Origin of the sequence: Halanaerobacter jeridensis, from assembly GCF_016908315.1 — a bacterium.
Classification (GTDB): domain Bacteria; phylum Bacillota; class Halanaerobiia; order Halobacteroidales; family Halobacteroidaceae; genus Halanaerobacter; species Halanaerobacter jeridensis.
In genome coordinates, this window is the sequence record NZ_JAFBDQ010000018.1 from 1 (window position 1) to 17,355 (window position 17,355).

A 17,355-nucleotide genomic window follows, 5' to 3' on the forward strand; every position below is an offset into this window, starting at 1 on the left:
AAAATCTATAATTATTGCTTTGGGGATTGCTAGGTCAAATTAGTTTCCATTTTTTAACTTGTAAAACTTTTACTTGACATAAGACGTCTTATTAATTAATAATTTAAAATTGAAAATAAAAAATTCTCAATTACCCATTATTATTAAAGTATTCTACATCTACATATGGTGAAGTCAATGCCCGCAACAAACATGGATAATTTAATTCAAACTCCAATATACTGCCCACTACAACATTTTCTCTCTCAGTGACATCAACAATTAAATGATCACTACTAGCCCCCTCAATGATAATTCCATCCTGAGAAGGAATTAGACCAGTAGGGTCTATATCTTGTTTTCCTACTGCTAAAATTGCTCGCTGACGTACACCTTTATCTATAATCTCTTTCTTTTCTCCAAAAGCATTTTCTCCTTGTTGGCCCTTAGTTGAAGTTGGCTTCTGTCTCAATTCAATTATTTCTGCTTTTAATTTAACAGTATTAGTTATAGTTCCAGGGAATGCATTACCACTTGGAACTTCTCGACCTAATAAAATAGTTTCTCCAATCCTTAGTTGATTGATTTGAGCCTGATAATTATCATCTAGCAATAATGGTAAAGAACTACTATTACCACCTGAAATCATATCTAATGTTATATTTAACTCTTTCTCTACTTCATCCTTTAATCGGATTAATTCTTTCATTTTATCTTTACTTGGTAGAATTCCCATAAAGCAAGCTAAATTAGTACCTAAACCAACTAATTTTATGTTAGATAAAGTTTCAATTTTTTTTACTATCTGCAGTACATTATTAGGTAAAACCCCTTCCCGGCGGTCGCCTAAGTCAACCATCAAAATTATTTTATGTATTTGCTCTTTTTTTACAGCAGCTTGATTTAACTGCTTAATAACCTCCAATTCAGAATTTAAACTAATATCAGCATAATCAATCACTTGCTCTACTTGACTAAGCATAGGACTTCTTAGTAACATTAATTCCGTATCTAAATCAGATAACCTTTTTAAATTTTCAATCCGCGAATCAGCTAATCCTCTTACCCCAGCTTCAAGCATCTTCTTAGCTACTTCAGGGTCACCTTTAACCCCCTTAGTGACACCCCAAACATTAATACCATTCCTCTTAGTTAACGAAACTATACGCTGGGCATTATCTTTTATTTTAGCTAAATTAATTTCTACTTTTGGATACATAAACTAATCCTCCAATAAGAATAGTAACAAGTAATCAGTAAAGAGTAATCAGTTAAAATCAAGTCAAAAAACGAAAACTCTTCGTGTCGCCCTAGGCGCTGTGCTTAGAGCTTGTTAAGTGCGCAGTCTATATGCAGTTGTTTTTGTTTATTGCATACATACCAATAAGAAAAGGAAGAGTATAAAAATACCCTTCCTTGTGGAAATACTGCATTATCTTTTAGAGAATTGTGGAGACTTACGTGCTTTTTTGTGTCCGTACTTTTTACGTTCTTTCATTCGTGGATCTCTAGTTAAGAATCCAGCCTTCTTAAGTACATCACGATGTCCTTGATCTACTTCTAATAAAGCACGAGAAATACCATGGCGAATAGCTTCAGCTTGTCCTGAAGTTCCTCCACCATCAGCATTTACTATTACATCAAATTCACCAATAGTTTCAGTGATTTCTAACGGCTGCTTAACAACCATTTCTAAGCTATCTCGACCAAAATAATCGGATAGTTCTTTATCGTTAACTACAATCTTACCGTCACCAGGCAACAATCTAACCCGTGCAGTTGAAGTCTTTCGTCTACCAGTTCCTAAATATTCAACTTCTGCTGCCATTAAAACATCCTCCCTTCATTTATAATTCCAATTCTTCAGGTTGCTGAGCTTCATGAGGATGCTCAGAACCACTGTATACTTTAAATTTCTTAAACATCTTACGTCCTAACCTATTTTTAGGTAACATACCCTTTACAGCTAATTCAATAGCTTCTTCAGGTTTGTCTTCTAATAGTTCTCCATATGGTTTAGACTTTAAACCACCTGGATATTCAGAATGTTCATACCGCATTTTATTTTGTAATTTGTTCCCACTTAAGTGAACTTTATCAGCATTAACAGCTACTACAAAATCTCCTGTATCAACATGAGGAGTAAAAATAGGCTTATGCTTACCTCTTAAAATTTTAGCAATTTCTGAGGCAACTCGACCTAAAGTTTTTCCTGCAAGATCAACAACATACCATTTACGATCAATTTCTTCTTCTTTAGCCATATAAGTACTCATGGTCTTACTCATGGACTTACCTCCTTACAAAAATTATATAATAAATTTAACCGGGGCTAGCCAGCATAGAAAACAAACGTACAAATTAATTTTATTATACCTCTCCAGTCCTGTCAAGCAATTTTAAAAGTTAATTAAAATTACTATAACTTAAAACAAAATTCCTACTCCCACTAAATAAAGAAAACTAACTCCTAGTGCCCAATAATCTCTACCAACTAAGGTGAGAACATTCATGCGAGTCCGATTTTCTCCTCCACGGTAGCATCTCGATTCCATTGCTAAAGCCAATTCATCCGCCCTACGAAAAGCACTTACAAACAAAGGTACTAACAAAGGGATTAAACTTTTAGCCTTTTTAATCAAACTGCCGCTTTGAAAATCCGCTCCTCTCGCCTGCTGAGCTTTCATTATTTTCTTTGCTTCTTCAAGCAAAGTAGGAATAAATCTTAAAGCAATTGTCATCATCATTGCTAATTCATGTGCTGGAACACCTATTCTTTTAAATGGATTTAACAGTCTCTCAATCCCATCTGTTAACTGCAATGGAGAAGTAGTTAAAGTTAATAGAGAAGTATAGGACACTAAAAAAATCAAGCGCAAAGCCATAAATGAACCTAAAGTTAATCCCTCTTCTTCAATTCTTAAAAACTTCCACTGCCACAGCACTTCACCACCACGAGTCATAAATAAATGAATAAAAAAGGTAAATAAAATAATGAATAATAATGGTCGAATACTTTTGATAATATAACCAGGCTTAATCTTAGATAGTAAAACAGTCACAAACAATAATCCAGCTAAAGCTAAATAACCTTTAAAGCTACCAATCAAAAATATAGTTATTATGAAAAACATAATAACTAATATTTTAGTTCTAGGATCTAAATTATGAATAATCGAATCCTTTTCTATATATTCGCCGATTATAATATCATCTAACATAATTTAACCTCTCATTACTTTTAATAACTCATTTTTAGCCTGGTCAACTGTAAAAATATTGGTATCCACTTCAATTCCTCGGGCTCTAACTTTATGCAATACTTCAGTAATTTCTGGAACTCCTAAACCTATTTCTGTTAAATATTCATAATTAGAAAAAACTTCATCCGGTGTACCAGTTAAAGAAAGTTTGCCGTTATCTAAAACGAAAACACGATCAGATAATCGAGCAATTTCTTCCATCCGGTGAGAAATTAAAATGATAGTTAGAGAAAATTTCTCTTGTAATTCCACAATCTCTTCAATTAACTGCTTCCGCATTTGAGGGTCCAAACCTGCAGTTGGTTCATCTAAAATTAAAATTTCAGGTTCCATTGCTAAAACTCCAGCAATAGCAACTCTTCGCTGTTGTCCACCTGATAATCTAAAAGGAGAACGATCTTTAAATTGATCATAATCTAAATTAACTAATTCCAAAGCATGTTGGACTCTTTTTTTTATTTTCCCTTCCTTTAACCCTAAATTTTTAGGGCCAAAAGCAACATCTTTAAAGACTGTTTCTTCAAACAGTTGATGTTCAGGATACTGAAATACAAGTCCCACTTTTTGATGAATCTCTTTTAAACTTTCTGCTTCAGTTAAATCTAAACCACTAACTTTAACTTGACCACCTGTAGGTTCAACTAAACCATTTAAGGTCTGAACTAAAGTTGACTTACCTGATCCAGTGTGACCAATTAAACCAATAAACTCTCCTTCAGCTATCTCAAAACTAATATCTTTAATTGCATAATCCCCAGGATCTAAATCAGGACTATAACAGTGTTCTAAATCATTTACTTCAATCAACATAATTCTTTCACCAACCTGTCTACCTCAAATGCTTCTTGCGAGATATCTATACCTGCTTCTCTAAGTTTTACAGCTAGCTCTATAGTTTGAGGAACATCCAAATGATATTCATATAATTGCTCCAAATTAGAAAATAATTGAGCTGGAGTTCCTGTTAAAACAACTTTCCCTTCTTCCATTACTATTATTTTATCTGCCTTAATTACTTCATTCATAAAATGGGTAATATAAATCACTGTCATATTTAAATCTTCATTTAATTGATGCACCGTAGATAAAACTTTCTTTCTTCCAACAGGATCTAACATAGCAGTAGGTTCATCTAAAACAAGGCAATCAGGTTTCATAGCTAAAATACCAGCAATTGCCACTCTTTGTTTCTGCCCCCCTGATAAATGGTGCGGAGCAGCTCTTTTATATTCTTCCATATCTACTATGGAAAGAGCGTTATCAACTCGTTGACGAATTTCTGACGAGTCTAGGCCTAAATTTTCAGGGCCAAATGCTACGTCTTCTTCTACTATATTAGCCACTAATTGATTATCAGGATTTTGAAATACCATTCCTATTTTACGTCTGATATCCCAAATCTCATCTTCTTTAGTTGTTAGATGCCCTGCTACTTCAACTGAACCGCGACTTGGGGTTAGTAATCCATTTAACATTTTAGCTAAAGTGGATTTTCCCGAACCGTTATGACCTACTATTGCAACAAAATCACCAGACTCAATATCTAAATTAACATCTTCTAAAATCCAATCCTGTTCTGTTTCATATTTATGATATAAATCTCTAATTTTTATTAGCGGCATTTTCTCACCAACCTAATACAAAAAACAGCCATATATACTAGACGATTTTCGTCTAGTATGAATTATTAACATGGCTGTTTGGAAAGTAAATAATTTTATTGTCTAAAATTATTCAACTAATTCTAAAATTGCCATTGATGCTCCATCGCCTCTACGCTGTCCAGTTTTTAGAATTCTAGTATATCCACCTGGACGATCAGCAAATCTTGGGCCAAGATCATCAAACAATTTATCAACTGCTTCAGAATCTTGTAATTTACTCATAACCTGACGACGAGCATGATCTGTTCCTTTTTTAGCTTTTGTGATTATTTTTTCAGCAATACTTCTAACCTCTTTAGCTTTAGGTTCAGTTGTTTCGACACTCTCATTCTTAAACAACTGAATAGCTAAATTAACAAATAATGCTTTTCGAGGTGCACTTTTTCTTCCTAACTTTCTGTGGGCCATGATTATCCCTCCTTTTACTCCAATATCTATTTTACAATTCAGGTTGTTTTAAAGTTAAATCTAATTCTGCTAATTTTGCTTTGATTTCTTGTAATGATTTCTTACCTAAATTCCTAATTTGCATTAACTCTTCTTCAGTAGTATTAACAAGCTCTTCTACTGTATCTAAGCCAGCTCTCTTCAGACAATTAGAAGATCTAACAGATAAATCTAGTTCTTCAATTGTAGTATCTAAAATTTCGTTCTTTTCTTCTTCTTCTTTTTCAATCATGATATCTACTTCATTAATTTCTTCATTTAAGTTTAGGAATAAGTCTAAGTGTTCTTCTAACACTCTAGCAGCTAAACTGATAGAGTCTTCTGGAGTAATACTTCCATCAGTAGTAACTTCAAGAGTTAACTTATCCAGATTACTTCTATTCCCAACTCTAGTATCTTCCACATCAAAATTAACTTTTTTCATAGGAGAAAAAGAAGAATCTATTGGAATTTCACCGATTACTCGTTCTTCTTCATCTTTATTTTCTTCAGCAACTACATAACCGCGCCCTTTTTCTACAGTAGCTTCTAAATGAAAGTCAGCTTCTTCAGATAAAGTAGCGATATGCAAATCAGGATTTAAAATATCTACATTACCACTCACAGTAAAGTCATCAGCAGTAACAGTCTGCTCGCCACTAACATCAATCCGAATCTTTTGTGGCTCAGATTCTTCCTCCATTTTAATAATCAAATCTTTTAAATTTAAGATTATATCAGCTACATCCTCTACAACACCTGGGATAGTATCAAACTCATGCTTAACACCATCAATTTTAACAGCAGTTACCGCTGCACCAGGTAAGGAGGATAACATAATTCGGCGCAAAGAATTACCTATTGTCGTTCCATATCCTCGTTCTAGTGGACTAATTACAAATTTACCATAAGTGTCATTTGATTCAATACGCTCAATTTGAGGCTTTTCAATCTCTATCATATAATTTTAGTCCTCCTTTTAATGAGGCAAATTTAAACAAACTACTTGTAAATAATTTAACCCCTAACAATATTATCTAGAATAGAACTCTACAATTAACTGTTCTTGGATTGGAAGATCAATATCTTCTCGCACAGGCTCACCAAGCATTTTTCCTTCTAATTGATTAAGATCAGATTCTAACCAAGAAGGTACTTCTTGAACTTCATTAAATTCAGTTATTTCTTCCATCCGCTTCATATCTTTACTGCTATCTTTAACTTCAATCTTATCGCCAACTTCTACTTGATAAGATGGAATATCAACTCTACGATCATTAACCTGAATATGTCCGTGTCTTACAAGTTGTCGTGCTTCATTTCTAGATGTAGCAAAACCTAGTCTATACACAACATTATCTAATCTACTTTCTAGAATTTGTAAGAACTTTTCACCAGTAACACTTGGCTGATGTTCAGCTTTTTCAAAATACTTTCTAAATTGACTTTCTAGTACACCATAAATTCTCTTAACTTTCTGCTTTTCTCTTAACTGTACTCCAAATTCAGATAACTTTCTTCGTCTACCCTGCCCATGATCTCCTGGAGCATACGGACGACGTTCCATAGCACATTTATCAGTATAACATCTTTCGCCTTTTAAAAACAACTTTTCTCCTTCTCGTCGACATAATCGACAAACAGGTCCGTTATATCTTGCCATATCTTAATTTACACCTCCATAAAGTGATTAAAACAAATTACTTATTATACTCTCCGACGCTTAGGTGGACGACAACCATTATGTGGAATAGGAGTTACATCTTGAATAGATGCTACTTCCAATCCAGCTGCCTGTAAAGCTCGAATAGCTGCTTCTCGTCCAGACCCTGGTCCTTTAACGAAAACTTCAACTTCTTTCAAACCATAATTCATTGCTGTTTCAGCTGCATCATCAGCAGCAACCTGAGCAGCATAAGGAGTTCCTTTTCTAGAACCTTTAAAACCTAACTTCCCTGCGCTAGCCCAAGAAATAGTATTTCCTTTTCTATCTGTTAAAGTAACAATTGTATTATTAAAAGTAGACTTAATATGCGCTTGACCATTTTGTACTTTTAATTTTTTCTTCTTTTTTGCCATAATGACCCTCCTTTATTCACTAAATATTTACTGACCAACAGTACTCTTAGGTCCTTTTCGAGTTCGAGCATTACTTTGAGTTCTCTGACCTCTTACAGGTAACCCTTTCTTATGCCGTTTCCCTCTATAACATCCAATATCTTTTAGACGCTTAATATTAGCTTGAACTTCCCGTCTTAATTCACCTTCAACAAGATAATTTTCATCAATAATATTACGTAATTCAGCTATTTCGCCTTCAGTCAAATCTTTAATTCTTGTACTTTTATCAATTCCAATTTCTTCTACAATATCCTCAGCAGAAGAACGACCGATACCATAGATATAAGTCAATCCAATTGCAACCTTTTTATTTTTAGGTAAATCTACACCCTCAATACGTGCCATTAAATACACCTCCTAATAGTTTACAGTTTAAAATTTAAAGTTGAGAGTTTAAAAATAAAGAATAAGCAAAATACTATTAAATTCAAAATTGCTTTTGATTTTAACTATTCACTCTTAACTCTTAACTATCAACTGTATTTATCCTTGTCGTTGTTTATGCTTTGGGTTTTCACAGATAACATAAACTTTTCCTTTCCGACGCACAACCTTACATTTATCACAAATCGGCTTTACAGATGGTCGAACTTTCATATTAACCCTCCTTTGTATTGTTACATTTAGGAATCATGACGATAGGTGATTCGACCACGACTCAAATCATAGGGAGACATTTCTACTGTTACTTTATCTCCCGGTAAAATTTTAATAAAGTTCATTCTCATCTTGCCAGAAACATGTGCTAATACTTCATGACCGTTTTCTAACTCAACTTGAAATTTGGCATTAGGCAAAGTCTCGACAACAGTTCCTTCCGCTTCAATAGGCTCTTCTTTTGCCATAAGTTTATTTCAACCTCCTTTAAAAGGTTAGAAATTTCGACACCTCAATATATCATTTTATCACAAATAATATATTTTATGCAATTAAATTTCTTTTAAATTTTCTTTAAGGTCAGCAAATACTTCATCTAAGCTTTGCTCACCGTCAATTTTCAGTAATGAACCTCTATCTTTATAATAATCAACTACTGCTGCAGTCTTGTCATAATATACCTCTAAGCGCTCTTTAATAGTGTCTGGAGTATCATCATCTCTTTGATATAATTCTCCTCCGCATTGATCACAAACGCCTTCTTCTTGCGGTGGATTAAAATCAACATGATAAGTAGCTCCACAATCATCACAAATTCTACGACCAGATAAACGTTTAACTACTTCATCATCATTCACTTTAATATTTACTGCAGCATCTAGTTCATAATCTAAATCATTCAGAATTTGGCTTAAAGCCTCAGCCTGATTAACAGTACGAGGAAAACCATCTAAAATAAATCCATCTTTGCAATCAGACTGAGCTAGTCTTTCCTTAACAATACCATTAGTAACTTCATCAGGAACTAATTTTCCTTGGTCAAGATATTGCTTTGCCTTTTGCCCTAATTCTGTTTCATTTTTAATAGCCTTACGAAAAATATCTCCCGTTGATATATGAGGTATACTATAATAATTTTCTAACCGAGCAGCCTGTGTACCTTTTCCTGCTCCAGGTGGCCCAAGCAGCACTAATTTCATCTATATCACTCCCTAATTTATTGCATAAATCCTTCATAGTGACGAGATAGTAAATAAGTTTCAACTTGCTGCATTGTTCTCAAGGCAACACCAATTACAATCAATAATGCTGTTCCGCCAAATCGAGCTTCAATACCAGTTAAATTAATTACAAAGTTCGGCAGCACCGCAACTCCGGCTAAGAATATCGCTCCAGCTAAAGTGATTCTAGTTAGAATCTTATCCAAATATTCAGCTGTTGGTCGACCAGGTCGACGCCCCGGAACAAAACCACCATTCTGCTTCATATTATCTGCTATCTCAATTGGATTAAATTGAATTGCAGTATAGAAGTAAGTAAAGAATATAATCATTAACGCAAATAGAATAATATATAATGGTGTCCCAGGAGATAGAGCGTTTGCTACAGCCTGAGCCCAATCCTGTTGAATAAATTGAGCAATAGTTGCTGGGAATAATAATACTGATGAAGCAAAGATTACTGGGATTACACCAGCTTGATTAACTTTCATTGGAATATGAGTAGAACGTCCCCCATAAACCTTTCTCCCCACAACTCTTTTAGAATATTGCACTGGTACCTTACGCTGCCCCTGTTGAATGTAGATAACTACAGCAATAACTACAACAGCAATTGCAGCAAAAATTAATACATTGAAAATGTTGATTGCTCCTGCTTGCAATCTATCGAATGTATTCATTACAGCCGTTGGAAAACGAGAAATAATAGAAGCAAAGATAATGATTGAAATACCATTACCAATTCCTTTATCAGTAATTTGCTCCCCTAACCACATCAAGAATATTGTTCCAGCAGTCAAAGTGATCACAATTGTAGCTAAATTAAAGAAGCTATTATTAGCAATTGCTCCAGTGTTTCTAATCATCATAGTAATTCCCGTACCCTGAATTAAACCTAAAACAACTGTAGCATAACGAGTATATTTAGTAATTATCTTCTTACCTTCTTGACCTTGCTTAGATAATTCTTCTAACTTAGGAATTACAACTGTTAACAATTGCATTACAATTGAAGCAGTAATATACGGACTGATACTCATTGCAAAAATAGTAAATCTTCTTAGAGCACCACCAGAAAACATATTTAAGAATCCTAACACACCACTGCCTTGAAAAAACTGCTGTAATTTTGAAGGATCAATTCCCGGTACTGGAATATGAGCTCCAACTCTATAAACAGCAATCATCGCCAAAACAAACAAAATTTTATTTCTTAACTCTTCTACCTTCCAGGCATTTTTTAAAGCTGATAACATTTATTAAATCACCTCTGCTTTCCCTCCAGCAGTTTCGATCTTCTCCACTGCAGATTGGCTATATTGATGAGCTTTAACAGTTAAAGACTTTTCTAATTGTCCATCACCTAAAATCTTAACCCCATCTTTAATTTGCTTAACTAAACCAGCATCTTTCAAATCTGCAATAGTTACTTCAGCTCCATCTTCAAAACGATTTAAATCTGCTACATTAACGACTGAGTATTCTGTCTTAAACTTAGCATTAGAAAATCCTCGCTTTGGAAAACGTTTAAAGAAAGGAGTTTGACCTCCTTCAAATCCAGGTCTTGTGCTACCACCAGAACGAGAATTTTGACCTTTGTGACCTCGACCAGCAGTCTTACCATTTCCAGAACCAATGCCGCGGCCTTTTCTTTTTCGATTACTTTTTGCTCCTTCAGCTGGTTGTAAATCATGTAATTCCATTTCAATTCACCTCCTGAAATTATATTATGAGGAACTTATCCTAATAGTTCTTCGACTGATTTACCTCTTAATTTAGCAACTTTTTCAGCATTCTTTAGACTATCTAAACCTTGAATAGCTGCTTTTACCACATTAAGTGGATTATCTGTACCTAAAGATTTAGTTAAAACATCATTAATACCTGCTAGTTCCACAACAGCACGAACTGGACCACCAGCAATTACTCCTGTACCTTTAGAAGCAGGTTTTAAAAGAACTCGCCCTGCACCAAAGACACCTGTAATTTCATGTGGTATAGTAGTATCTTCTAATGGTACTTTAACTAAATTTTTCTTTGCTGCAGCAATACCTTTATTAATTGAATCAGCAACTTCGTTAGCTTTACCAATTGCTGTTCCTACATGTCCATTCTTATCTCCAACTACTACTAAAGTACTAAAGCTAAATCGGCGTCCACCTTTAACTACTTTAGCAACTCGACTAATATCAACAACCCGTTCTTCTAGTTCTAAATCACTAGGATCAATAATATTTCTTGGCATTTCTTCCCCTCCTTATGATTAAAATTCTAAACCATTTTCCCGTGCAGCCTCAGCTAAGGCCTCAATTCGACCATGATAGTCAAATCCTCCACGATCAAATACAACTTTTTCAATTCCTTTATCTAATGCCCGTTCAGCAAGATATTTTCCGACAATTTCTGCTGCTTCTTTATTACTGCTAACTTCAATTTCAGTTTTAATTTCTGTATCTACAGTAGAAGCAGAAACTAAAGTTTCTTCAGCAAAATCATCAATGATTTGGGCATAAATGTGTTTATTACTACGATAAACATTTAGACGAGGTCGATCCGGCTTACCGACAACTTTATTTCTAACTCTTTTATGTCTTCTTTCACGTGCCTCTCTATTACTTAAATCACCCATTATTGTACTCCCTCCTTCATCAATTAGCTAGTTTTTCCTTCTTTACGTCTGATTCGTTCATCAGCATATTTAATACCTTTACCATTATAAGGTTCAGGCTTTCTAATCTGTCTAATATCAGCAGCAACCTGTCCTACTAGCTGCTTATCTACACCTTCAACAATAATATTACCATCTTCTACTGTAAATTCAATATCTCCTTCAGGTTCAACAACTACTGGGTGAGAATATCCTGCTTGAATTTCTAATTTATTACCTTGTTTAACAGCTCGATATCCAACACCATTAATTTCTAGTTCTTTTTTGAATCCAGTAGTCACTCCTTCAATCATGTTTACAATTAGACTTCTTGTTAAACCATGAGCAGATTTGTCATCTTTAGACTCAGTTGGACGATTAACAACAACTTCATCATCATCTACTTTGATATCCATTCTTGGGTTTAAATCTTGAGTTAAACTTCCTTTTGGACCTTCAACGGTTAAAACATTATCTTCTGTAATTGAAACATCAACTTTTTCTGGAATTTCAACTGGTAAATGACCAATTCTAGACATAAAAGTCACCCCCTCCAATATTTTTTTGAATTACCATACGTAGCAAAGAACTTCTCCGCCGATTCCATTCTTTCTTGCTTCTTTATCTGTCATTACACCTTGCGATGTAGAAATTACTGCAACTCCTAAACCACCTAATACTTTAGGTAATTCATCTTTATCAGCATATACTCTTAATCCTGGCTTACTAATTCTCTTTAAACCAGTAATTACGTCCTCTTCATTAGGACCATACTTTAAGAATAATTTCAAAGTACCTTGAGCACCATCATCATATCGGTCATATCCTTCAATAAATCCTTCTTCTTCTAAAAGATTAGCAATTGCCTCTTTTACATTAGAAGCAGGAATACTTACCTTATCTTTAGAAAGTTGAGTAGCATTTCGAATTCTTGTTAACATATCAGCTATTGGATCAGTCATAAAACCTTACCTCCTTTCAAATTATAACACAAATTTATTACCAGCTTGCTTTTTTAACACCAGGTAATTTTCCTTCATGAGCTAATTCTCTAAAACAAATTCTACATAATTCAAATCTTCTTATAACACCAGTCGGTCTTCCACAACGGCGACATCTTCTTTCTTCACGAGTTGAATGTTTAGGCTCACTATTAGCCTTCACAACTTTAGACGTTTTAGCCACTTTGCCACCTCCTTAGTTACTGTTTAAATGGCATTTTCATTAATGATAATAATTCTTTTGCTTCTTCATCAGTTTCAGCAGAAGTTACAATTACAATGTCCATTCCTAAAATCTGACTAACTTCTTCAACATCAATTTCAGGGAAAACAGTATAATTTTTAATTCCTAGAGAATAATTCCCACGACCATCAAATGACTTAGTAGGTAAGCCTCTAAAGTCTCTTACTCGAGGCAGCGCAACATTAATTAATTTATATAAGAATTCATACATTTTATTTTTACGTAAAGTAGCTTTGCAACCTACCGGCATTCCTTTTCTAATCTTGAAATTTGCAACAGATTTTTTAGCTCTTGTAATTACAGGATCTTGACCAGTAATTGCACTTAAACTTTCTACTGCTTCATCCAAAATAGTTGCATTTTCTGGAGCATCTCCAAGTCCCATATTAACAATAACTTTTTTAATCTCCGGTACTTCCATTACATTATCATATTCAAACTTTTCCATCAAAGCAGGAACAATTTCTTCCTTATATTGTTCTTTTAATACACTCATTATCTTATCCTCCCTTCCAATCTACGATCTAATCTACGATTTCACCACAATTTTTGCAGTATCTAACTTTTTCACCACTATCTAAAATCTTCTTACCAGTTCGAGAGGCTTCACTACAATGCTTACAGACTAACATAACATTCGAACTATGAATTGGTGCCTCTTGTTCCTGAATACCTCCCTGAGGATTATCCTGAGTAGGTTGTTGATGTTTCTTAACTATATTGATTCCTTCAACAACAACTCTATCATCTTCAGGAAATGCTTTCAGAACTTCACCTTCTCTACCTTTATCTTTTCCCGCAATAACTTTAACTTGATCACCTTTTTTTACATGTAATTTACCAGTAGACATAATTTAACCTCCCTTCTAAACGCACTATATTACTTCAGGTGCTAAAGAAATAATCCGATTAAAGCTTTTCCCTCTTAATTCTCGAGCAATTGGACCAAAAATTCTTGTTCCAACTGGTTCGTTATTATTATTTATAATTACAGCAGCATTTTCATCAAAACTAATATAAGAACCGTCGTCTCGACCTACCTCTTTATTAGTTCTAACAATAACTGCTTTTACAACATCTCCTTTACTTACCATACCATCTGGAATAGCCTCTTTAACTGTTGCAACAATTATTTCTCCAACAGAAGCAAATCTTTTGCCAGATCCGCCTAAAACCTTAACACACAATAGTTCTCTAGCGCCTGAGTTATCGGCTACTTTCAATCTTGATTCTGCTTGAATCATTCTAAACCCTCCTTTCAAATAACACTAATTATCTATTTAGCTTTGCGTATAATTTCTGTTACTTTCCAAGTCTTATTCTTACTATACGGCTTAGTTTCTACTATTTCTACTTTATCGCCTTCTTTACATTCATTCTCTTCATCATGTGCCATAAATCTAGAAGTTCTATTAATAACACGCTTATATAAATCGTGCTGGACTTTACGCTCAACTGCTACTACAACAGTCTTATCCATTTTGTCACTAACAACTTCACCAGTTCTTTTCTTACGATTGCTAGCGGCCATTTTATACCTCCTCTCAATTAACCTTGATTAATACCAAGATCTCGCTCATTTAAAATTGTTTTTACTCGGGCAATAGTTTTCTTAACTTCCCGGATTCTAATTGGATTTTCTAGTTGAACAGTTGCGTTTTGAAAACGCAGATTAAACAATTCATCCTTTAATTCGCTTAATTTATGCTCTAATTCTTCTGAAGTCATTTTTCGTAATTCATTAGCTTTCATCTGTGTCACCACCCATATCTTCCCGCATTACAAATTTAGTATCAATAGGCAACTTATGAGAAGCTAATCTCATAGCTTCACGGGCAATTTCTTCTTCTACACCTGAAATTTCAAACATTACACGACCTGGCTTTACAACAGCAACCCATTTTTCAGTTTCACCTTTACCGCTACCCATTCGTGTTTCAGCAGGTTTAGCAGTTACAGGCTTATCAGGGAAAATATTAACCCAAACTTTTCCTCCTCGCTTAATATATCGAGTTAGAGCAATTCTTGCTGCCTCAATTTGACGATTTGTAATCCAAACTGGTTCTAATGCTTGCAGGCCATATTCGCCAAAAGTAACTTCTGTTCCTCTCGATGCTTTTCCTTTAAGACGTCCACGATGTTGTTTTCTATGCTTAACTCTTGTTGGAATTAACATTATTTGGCCTCCTTTCTATTCTTCATCGTCTTCTAATTCTGGTAGAACTTCTCCTTTATAGATCCAAACTTTAACTCCAATTTTACCATAAGTAGTATACGCTTCTGTAAAGCCGTAATCAATATCTGCTCTTAGAGTATGAAGCGGAACACTACCTTCATTATAGCCTTCAGTACGAGCCATGTCTGCTCCACCTAGACGGCCAGCACATTCAATCTTAAATCCTTCTACGCCACCTTGACGCATAGCACGATTCATAGACTGTTTCATAGCTCTTCGGAATGAAACTCTATTTTCTAATTGTTGAGCAACATTCTCAGCTACTAATTGTGCATTTTGATCAGGATTATCAACCTCTACTACATTAACTTGCACATTTTTATCTGTCATTTCTTCTAAGTCTTCTCTTAGTTGATTAACTTCAGAACCACCTTTACCGATTACCATTCCTGGGCGAGCAGTATGAATGTCTAACTTTACTCTATCAGCTGCTCTTTCGATAACTATTCTAGCAATTCCTGCTTCATACATTTCTCCTTTAACGTGCTCTCTAATTTCTAAGTCTTCATGTAACAAATCAGCATATTCATCTGGTTCTGCAAACCATTTTGCATCCCAGTCTTTAATGACTCCAACTCTTAAACCATGTGGATTTATTTTTTGTCCCATTCATTATCCCTCCTTTTCTGCTACTTTAATAGTAATATGACTAGTTCTTTTATTAATTGGGCTCGCCTGCCCCATTGCTCTCGGTTTGTATCTTTTCATTGTCGGACCTTGGTCAACATATGCTTCAGAAACCTTAAGTTCATCAGCGATCATACCATGATTATTAACAGCATTCGCAACAGCGGAATTAAGAACTTTCTCAATTATTTCCGCAGCTTTTTTCTGTGTATTCTTTAAAATGCCAATTGCTTTGTCAACATCTTTACCCCTTACTAAATCAATAACCAACCTAGCTTTTCTTGGGGAAATTCGAACTTCCTTAGCAATAGCTTTTGCTTCCATTGTTTTACCCCCTTTATATTAAAACCATTTAAAGTTCTGTAGAGTTTCCCAGATATCTACTTAAGAGATGTAGATCTTTCAGTATGTCTACTGTGTCCCCTAAATGTTCTAGTTGGAGCAAATTCTCCTAATTTGTGTCCTACCATTTCTTCAGTAATATATACCGGTACATGTTCTTTACCATCATGAACAGCGATTGTATGACCTACCATCTGTGGATAAATTGTTGAACTTCGGGACCAAGTCTTAACAACTTGCTTTTCCCCAGATTCATTCATCTCCTGAATTTTAGCCAACAATTTCTCATCCACAAAAGGACGATTGTTTTGTTTAGCCACGCATATACCTCCTTACGAATCAATTATTTTTTATTCTTTTTAGATTCATGACGTCTCTTAACAATATATTTATCAGATTCTTTTGGCTTTCTTGTCTTCTTACCCATAGTAGATTGACCCCAAGGTGTAACTGGATGTCTACCTGCAGGTTTCTTACCTTCTCCACCACCGTGTGGGTGATCATGTGGGTTCATTGCTGTACCACGAACACTTGGTCTCTTACCTAACCATCGATTTCTACCTGCTTTACCGATAGTTATATTTTCGTGGTCAACATTACTTACTTGACCAATTGTAGCTCTACATCTGATATTAACTAATCTCACTTCGCTAGAAGGCAACTTAATATGAGCATGTTTTCCTTCTTTAGCCATTAGTTGAGCTTGAGTACCAGCAGATCTAGCTAACTGTCCGCCCTTACCTGGCTTTAATTCAACATTGTGAATAATAGTACCTACTGGAATTTCTTCCAAAGGCAAAGCATTACCCACTTCAATTTCAGCATCAGGACCTGAAACAACAGTGTCCCCTACTTCTATATCTCGTGGTGCAATAATATATCTCTTTTCTCCATCAGCATAGTGCAATAATGCAATTCGAGATGAACGATTAGGATCATATTCTATAGTAGCAACTTTTGCTGGAATTCCATCCTTATTTCGTTTAAAGTCAATCACCCGATATTTTCTCTTATGGCCACCACCTTGATGTCTAACAGTAACTCGACCATTAGAATTACGACCGCCTGTTCTCTTTAACGGTTCAAGTAGTGACTTTTCTGGTTGATCAGTAGTAATATCTTCAAAAGCATCAACTGTCATATATCTTTTAGATGGAGTTGTTGGTTTAAACTTTTTAATTGCCATTTTTATTCCCTCCTTCTTCGG

Annotated in this window: 31 protein-coding genes; all 31 read right to left on the reverse strand. The window is 34.8% G+C overall.

Going from position 1 to position 17,355, the window contains the following annotated elements; genetic code table 11:
- Window positions 1-130 precede the first annotated feature (130 nt).
- The 31 genes from JOC47_RS13115 to rplB all read right to left on the reverse strand — a co-directional run bounded on the left by JOC47_RS13115 (window position 131) and on the right by rplB (window position 17,334).
- The gene (locus tag JOC47_RS13115) at window positions 131-1,198 is read right to left on the reverse strand and encodes an alanine/ornithine racemase family PLP-dependent enzyme (RefSeq protein WP_204702571.1); all 1,068 of its coding nucleotides are present in this window, start codon (window positions 1,196-1,198) and stop codon (window positions 131-133) included.
- Between the two features lie 213 nt (window positions 1,199-1,411).
- Complete coding sequence (rpsI, locus tag JOC47_RS13120; protein ID WP_204702573.1) at window positions 1,412-1,807, reverse strand: 30S ribosomal protein S9; 396 nt, start codon at window positions 1,805-1,807, stop codon at window positions 1,412-1,414.
- Window positions 1,808-1,826: 19 nt separating this feature from the next.
- Window positions 1,827-2,267 carry a 50S ribosomal protein L13 gene (rplM, locus tag JOC47_RS13125; protein WP_275579435.1) on the reverse strand — a complete coding sequence of 147 codons (441 nt, stop codon included), beginning with the start codon at window positions 2,265-2,267 and terminating at the stop codon, window positions 1,827-1,829.
- A gap of 138 nt (window positions 2,268-2,405) precedes the next feature.
- The gene (locus JOC47_RS13130; protein ID WP_204702575.1) at window positions 2,406-3,200 is read right to left on the reverse strand and encodes an energy-coupling factor transporter transmembrane component T family protein; all 795 of its coding nucleotides are present in this window, start codon (window positions 3,198-3,200) and stop codon (window positions 2,406-2,408) included.
- A gap of 3 nt (window positions 3,201-3,203) precedes the next feature.
- Window positions 3,204-4,052 carry an energy-coupling factor transporter ATPase gene (locus JOC47_RS13135; RefSeq protein ID WP_204702577.1) on the reverse strand — a complete coding sequence of 283 codons (849 nt, stop codon included), beginning with the start codon at window positions 4,050-4,052 and terminating at the stop codon, window positions 3,204-3,206.
- A complete protein-coding gene (locus tag JOC47_RS13140; protein ID WP_204702579.1) occupies window positions 4,046-4,864 on the reverse strand; it encodes an energy-coupling factor transporter ATPase in 819 nt (272 codons plus the stop codon). The genes JOC47_RS13135 and JOC47_RS13140 overlap by 7 nt, the downstream gene beginning before the upstream one ends.
- 108 nt (window positions 4,865-4,972) lie before the next feature.
- Window positions 4,973-5,314 carry a 50S ribosomal protein L17 gene (rplQ, locus tag JOC47_RS13145; protein WP_204702581.1) on the reverse strand — a complete coding sequence of 114 codons (342 nt, stop codon included), beginning with the start codon at window positions 5,312-5,314 and terminating at the stop codon, window positions 4,973-4,975.
- A gap of 31 nt (window positions 5,315-5,345) precedes the next feature.
- Window positions 5,346-6,293: a DNA-directed RNA polymerase subunit alpha gene (locus JOC47_RS13150; RefSeq protein WP_204702583.1), complete on the reverse strand. Its 948-nt coding sequence runs from the start codon at window positions 6,291-6,293 to the stop codon at window positions 5,346-5,348.
- 72 nt (window positions 6,294-6,365) lie between these two features.
- Window positions 6,366-6,995: a 30S ribosomal protein S4 gene (gene rpsD, locus JOC47_RS13155; RefSeq protein WP_204702593.1), complete on the reverse strand. Its 630-nt coding sequence runs from the start codon at window positions 6,993-6,995 to the stop codon at window positions 6,366-6,368.
- Window positions 6,996-7,039: 44 nt separating this feature from the next.
- On the reverse strand, window positions 7,040-7,411 hold the full coding sequence (gene rpsK, locus JOC47_RS13160) for a 30S ribosomal protein S11 (protein WP_204702595.1): 372 nt from the start codon (window positions 7,409-7,411) through the stop codon (window positions 7,040-7,042).
- A 27-nt stretch (window positions 7,412-7,438) separates the two neighbouring features.
- Window positions 7,439-7,798, reverse strand: coding sequence for a 30S ribosomal protein S13 (gene rpsM, locus JOC47_RS13165; protein WP_204702597.1), 360 nt, complete (start codon window positions 7,796-7,798; stop codon window positions 7,439-7,441).
- Window positions 7,799-7,936: 138 nt separating this feature from the next.
- Entirely contained in the window at window positions 7,937-8,050 is a 114-nt protein-coding gene (rpmJ, locus tag JOC47_RS13170; RefSeq protein WP_204702599.1) for a 50S ribosomal protein L36, read from the reverse strand.
- Between the two features lie 26 nt (window positions 8,051-8,076).
- A complete protein-coding gene (gene infA / locus JOC47_RS13175) occupies window positions 8,077-8,298 on the reverse strand; it encodes a translation initiation factor IF-1 (RefSeq protein WP_204702602.1) in 222 nt (73 codons plus the stop codon).
- A gap of 84 nt (window positions 8,299-8,382) precedes the next feature.
- Window positions 8,383-9,030 (reverse strand): adenylate kinase, encoded by a 648-nt coding sequence (locus JOC47_RS13180; protein ID WP_204702604.1) that lies wholly within the window; start codon window positions 9,028-9,030, stop codon window positions 8,383-8,385.
- A gap of 17 nt (window positions 9,031-9,047) precedes the next feature.
- On the reverse strand, window positions 9,048-10,307 hold the full coding sequence (gene secY, locus JOC47_RS13185; RefSeq protein ID WP_204702606.1) for a preprotein translocase subunit SecY: 1,260 nt from the start codon (window positions 10,305-10,307) through the stop codon (window positions 9,048-9,050).
- Window positions 10,308-10,310: 3 nt separating this feature from the next.
- Entirely contained in the window at window positions 10,311-10,754 is a 444-nt protein-coding gene (gene rplO / locus JOC47_RS13190; protein WP_204702608.1) for a 50S ribosomal protein L15, read from the reverse strand.
- 35 nt (window positions 10,755-10,789) lie between these two features.
- Window positions 10,790-11,296 (reverse strand): 30S ribosomal protein S5, encoded by a 507-nt coding sequence (rpsE, locus tag JOC47_RS13195; protein WP_204702610.1) that lies wholly within the window; start codon window positions 11,294-11,296, stop codon window positions 10,790-10,792.
- Window positions 11,297-11,314: 18 nt separating this feature from the next.
- Window positions 11,315-11,680: a 50S ribosomal protein L18 gene (gene rplR, locus JOC47_RS13200; RefSeq protein WP_204702612.1), complete on the reverse strand. Its 366-nt coding sequence runs from the start codon at window positions 11,678-11,680 to the stop codon at window positions 11,315-11,317.
- 23 nt (window positions 11,681-11,703) lie between these two features.
- Window positions 11,704-12,237 (reverse strand): 50S ribosomal protein L6, encoded by a 534-nt coding sequence (rplF, locus tag JOC47_RS13205; protein WP_204702614.1) that lies wholly within the window; start codon window positions 12,235-12,237, stop codon window positions 11,704-11,706.
- 30 nt (window positions 12,238-12,267) lie between these two features.
- The gene (gene rpsH, locus JOC47_RS13210) at window positions 12,268-12,660 is read right to left on the reverse strand and encodes a 30S ribosomal protein S8 (RefSeq protein ID WP_204702616.1); all 393 of its coding nucleotides are present in this window, start codon (window positions 12,658-12,660) and stop codon (window positions 12,268-12,270) included.
- A 37-nt stretch (window positions 12,661-12,697) separates the two neighbouring features.
- Window positions 12,698-12,883 (reverse strand): type Z 30S ribosomal protein S14, encoded by a 186-nt coding sequence (locus tag JOC47_RS13215; RefSeq protein WP_204702618.1) that lies wholly within the window; start codon window positions 12,881-12,883, stop codon window positions 12,698-12,700.
- Between the two features lie 16 nt (window positions 12,884-12,899).
- A complete protein-coding gene (rplE, locus tag JOC47_RS13220) occupies window positions 12,900-13,442 on the reverse strand; it encodes a 50S ribosomal protein L5 (RefSeq protein ID WP_369127970.1) in 543 nt (180 codons plus the stop codon).
- 25 nt (window positions 13,443-13,467) lie between these two features.
- The gene (gene rplX, locus JOC47_RS13225; RefSeq protein WP_204702622.1) at window positions 13,468-13,794 is read right to left on the reverse strand and encodes a 50S ribosomal protein L24; all 327 of its coding nucleotides are present in this window, start codon (window positions 13,792-13,794) and stop codon (window positions 13,468-13,470) included.
- Between the two features lie 24 nt (window positions 13,795-13,818).
- On the reverse strand, window positions 13,819-14,187 hold the full coding sequence (gene rplN, locus JOC47_RS13230; protein ID WP_204702624.1) for a 50S ribosomal protein L14: 369 nt from the start codon (window positions 14,185-14,187) through the stop codon (window positions 13,819-13,821).
- A 32-nt stretch (window positions 14,188-14,219) separates the two neighbouring features.
- Window positions 14,220-14,474 (reverse strand): 30S ribosomal protein S17, encoded by a 255-nt coding sequence (gene rpsQ, locus JOC47_RS13235; protein WP_204702626.1) that lies wholly within the window; start codon window positions 14,472-14,474, stop codon window positions 14,220-14,222.
- A 17-nt stretch (window positions 14,475-14,491) separates the two neighbouring features.
- Window positions 14,492-14,695 (reverse strand): 50S ribosomal protein L29, encoded by a 204-nt coding sequence (gene rpmC, locus JOC47_RS13240; RefSeq protein ID WP_204702628.1) that lies wholly within the window; start codon window positions 14,693-14,695, stop codon window positions 14,492-14,494.
- On the reverse strand, window positions 14,685-15,119 hold the full coding sequence (gene rplP, locus JOC47_RS13245) for a 50S ribosomal protein L16 (protein ID WP_204702630.1): 435 nt from the start codon (window positions 15,117-15,119) through the stop codon (window positions 14,685-14,687). The genes rpmC and rplP overlap by 11 nt, the downstream gene beginning before the upstream one ends.
- A 15-nt stretch (window positions 15,120-15,134) precedes the next feature.
- Window positions 15,135-15,788, reverse strand: coding sequence for a 30S ribosomal protein S3 (gene rpsC, locus JOC47_RS13250; protein WP_204702633.1), 654 nt, complete (start codon window positions 15,786-15,788; stop codon window positions 15,135-15,137).
- Window positions 15,789-15,791: 3 nt separating this feature from the next.
- The gene (gene rplV, locus JOC47_RS13255) at window positions 15,792-16,130 is read right to left on the reverse strand and encodes a 50S ribosomal protein L22 (protein ID WP_204702635.1); all 339 of its coding nucleotides are present in this window, start codon (window positions 16,128-16,130) and stop codon (window positions 15,792-15,794) included.
- Between the two features lie 56 nt (window positions 16,131-16,186).
- A complete protein-coding gene (rpsS, locus tag JOC47_RS13260) occupies window positions 16,187-16,468 on the reverse strand; it encodes a 30S ribosomal protein S19 (protein ID WP_204702637.1) in 282 nt (93 codons plus the stop codon).
- 23 nt (window positions 16,469-16,491) lie between these two features.
- A complete protein-coding gene (rplB, locus tag JOC47_RS13265) occupies window positions 16,492-17,334 on the reverse strand; it encodes a 50S ribosomal protein L2 (protein WP_204702639.1) in 843 nt (280 codons plus the stop codon).
- Window positions 17,335-17,355 lie beyond the last annotated feature (21 nt).

What these genes read in the sequence shown, in the direction of transcription:
- JOC47_RS13130 (WP_204702575.1), bottom strand. Translation starts at nt 3,200, where the DNA reads ATGTTAGATGATATTATAATCGGCGAATATATAGAAAAGGATTCGATT.
- rplF (WP_204702614.1), bottom strand. Translation starts at nt 12,237, where the DNA reads ATGTCTAGAATTGGTCATTTACCAGTTGAAATTCCAGAAAAAGTTGAT.
- rpsK (WP_204702595.1), bottom strand. Translation starts at nt 7,411, where the DNA reads ATGGCAAAAAAGAAGAAAAAATTAAAAGTACAAAATGGTCAAGCGCAT.
- rpsC (WP_204702633.1), bottom strand. Translation starts at nt 15,788, where the DNA reads ATGGGACAAAAAATAAATCCACATGGTTTAAGAGTTGGAGTCATTAAA.
- rplO (WP_204702608.1), bottom strand. Translation starts at nt 10,754, where the DNA reads ATGGAATTACATGATTTACAACCAGCTGAAGGAGCAAAAAGTAATCGA.
- rpsM (WP_204702597.1), bottom strand. Translation starts at nt 7,798, where the DNA reads ATGGCACGTATTGAGGGTGTAGATTTACCTAAAAATAAAAAGGTTGCA.
- JOC47_RS13115 (WP_204702571.1), bottom strand. Translation starts at nt 1,198, where the DNA reads ATGTATCCAAAAGTAGAAATTAATTTAGCTAAAATAAAAGATAATGCC.
- rplP (WP_204702630.1), bottom strand. Translation starts at nt 15,119, where the DNA reads ATGTTAATTCCAACAAGAGTTAAGCATAGAAAACAACATCGTGGACGT.
- JOC47_RS13180 (WP_204702604.1), bottom strand. Translation starts at nt 9,030, where the DNA reads ATGAAATTAGTGCTGCTTGGGCCACCTGGAGCAGGAAAAGGTACACAG.
- JOC47_RS13150 (WP_204702583.1), bottom strand. Translation starts at nt 6,293, where the DNA reads ATGATAGAGATTGAAAAGCCTCAAATTGAGCGTATTGAATCAAATGAC.
- rplB (WP_204702639.1), bottom strand. Translation starts at nt 17,334, where the DNA reads ATGGCAATTAAAAAGTTTAAACCAACAACTCCATCTAAAAGATATATG.
- rpsD (WP_204702593.1), bottom strand. Translation starts at nt 6,995, where the DNA reads ATGGCAAGATATAACGGACCTGTTTGTCGATTATGTCGACGAGAAGGA.
- secY (WP_204702606.1), bottom strand. Translation starts at nt 10,307, where the DNA reads ATGTTATCAGCTTTAAAAAATGCCTGGAAGGTAGAAGAGTTAAGAAAT.
- rpmJ (WP_204702599.1), bottom strand. Translation starts at nt 8,050, where the DNA reads ATGAAAGTTCGACCATCTGTAAAGCCGATTTGTGATAAATGTAAGGTT.
- rplV (WP_204702635.1), bottom strand. Translation starts at nt 16,130, where the DNA reads ATGGAAGCAAAAGCTATTGCTAAGGAAGTTCGAATTTCCCCAAGAAAA.
- rpsI (WP_204702573.1), bottom strand. Translation starts at nt 1,807, where the DNA reads ATGGCAGCAGAAGTTGAATATTTAGGAACTGGTAGACGAAAGACTTCA.
- JOC47_RS13140 (WP_204702579.1), bottom strand. Translation starts at nt 4,864, where the DNA reads ATGCCGCTAATAAAAATTAGAGATTTATATCATAAATATGAAACAGAA.
- rplQ (WP_204702581.1), bottom strand. Translation starts at nt 5,314, where the DNA reads ATGGCCCACAGAAAGTTAGGAAGAAAAAGTGCACCTCGAAAAGCATTA.
- JOC47_RS13135 (WP_204702577.1), bottom strand. Translation starts at nt 4,052, where the DNA reads ATGTTGATTGAAGTAAATGATTTAGAACACTGTTATAGTCCTGATTTA.
- rplN (WP_204702624.1), bottom strand. Translation starts at nt 14,187, where the DNA reads ATGATTCAAGCAGAATCAAGATTGAAAGTAGCCGATAACTCAGGCGCT.
- rplM (WP_275579435.1), bottom strand. Translation starts at nt 2,267, where the DNA reads ATGAGTAAGACCATGAGTACTTATATGGCTAAAGAAGAAGAAATTGAT.
- infA (WP_204702602.1), bottom strand. Translation starts at nt 8,298, where the DNA reads ATGGCAAAAGAAGAGCCTATTGAAGCGGAAGGAACTGTTGTCGAGACT.
- rpsQ (WP_204702626.1), bottom strand. Translation starts at nt 14,474, where the DNA reads ATGGCCGCTAGCAATCGTAAGAAAAGAACTGGTGAAGTTGTTAGTGAC.
- rpsE (WP_204702610.1), bottom strand. Translation starts at nt 11,296, where the DNA reads ATGCCAAGAAATATTATTGATCCTAGTGATTTAGAACTAGAAGAACGG.
- rpmC (WP_204702628.1), bottom strand. Translation starts at nt 14,695, where the DNA reads ATGAAAGCTAATGAATTACGAAAAATGACTTCAGAAGAATTAGAGCAT.
- rplR (WP_204702612.1), bottom strand. Translation starts at nt 11,680, where the DNA reads ATGGGTGATTTAAGTAATAGAGAGGCACGTGAAAGAAGACATAAAAGA.
- rpsH (WP_204702616.1), bottom strand. Translation starts at nt 12,660, where the DNA reads ATGACTGATCCAATAGCTGATATGTTAACAAGAATTCGAAATGCTACT.
- rplX (WP_204702622.1), bottom strand. Translation starts at nt 13,794, where the DNA reads ATGTCTACTGGTAAATTACATGTAAAAAAAGGTGATCAAGTTAAAGTT.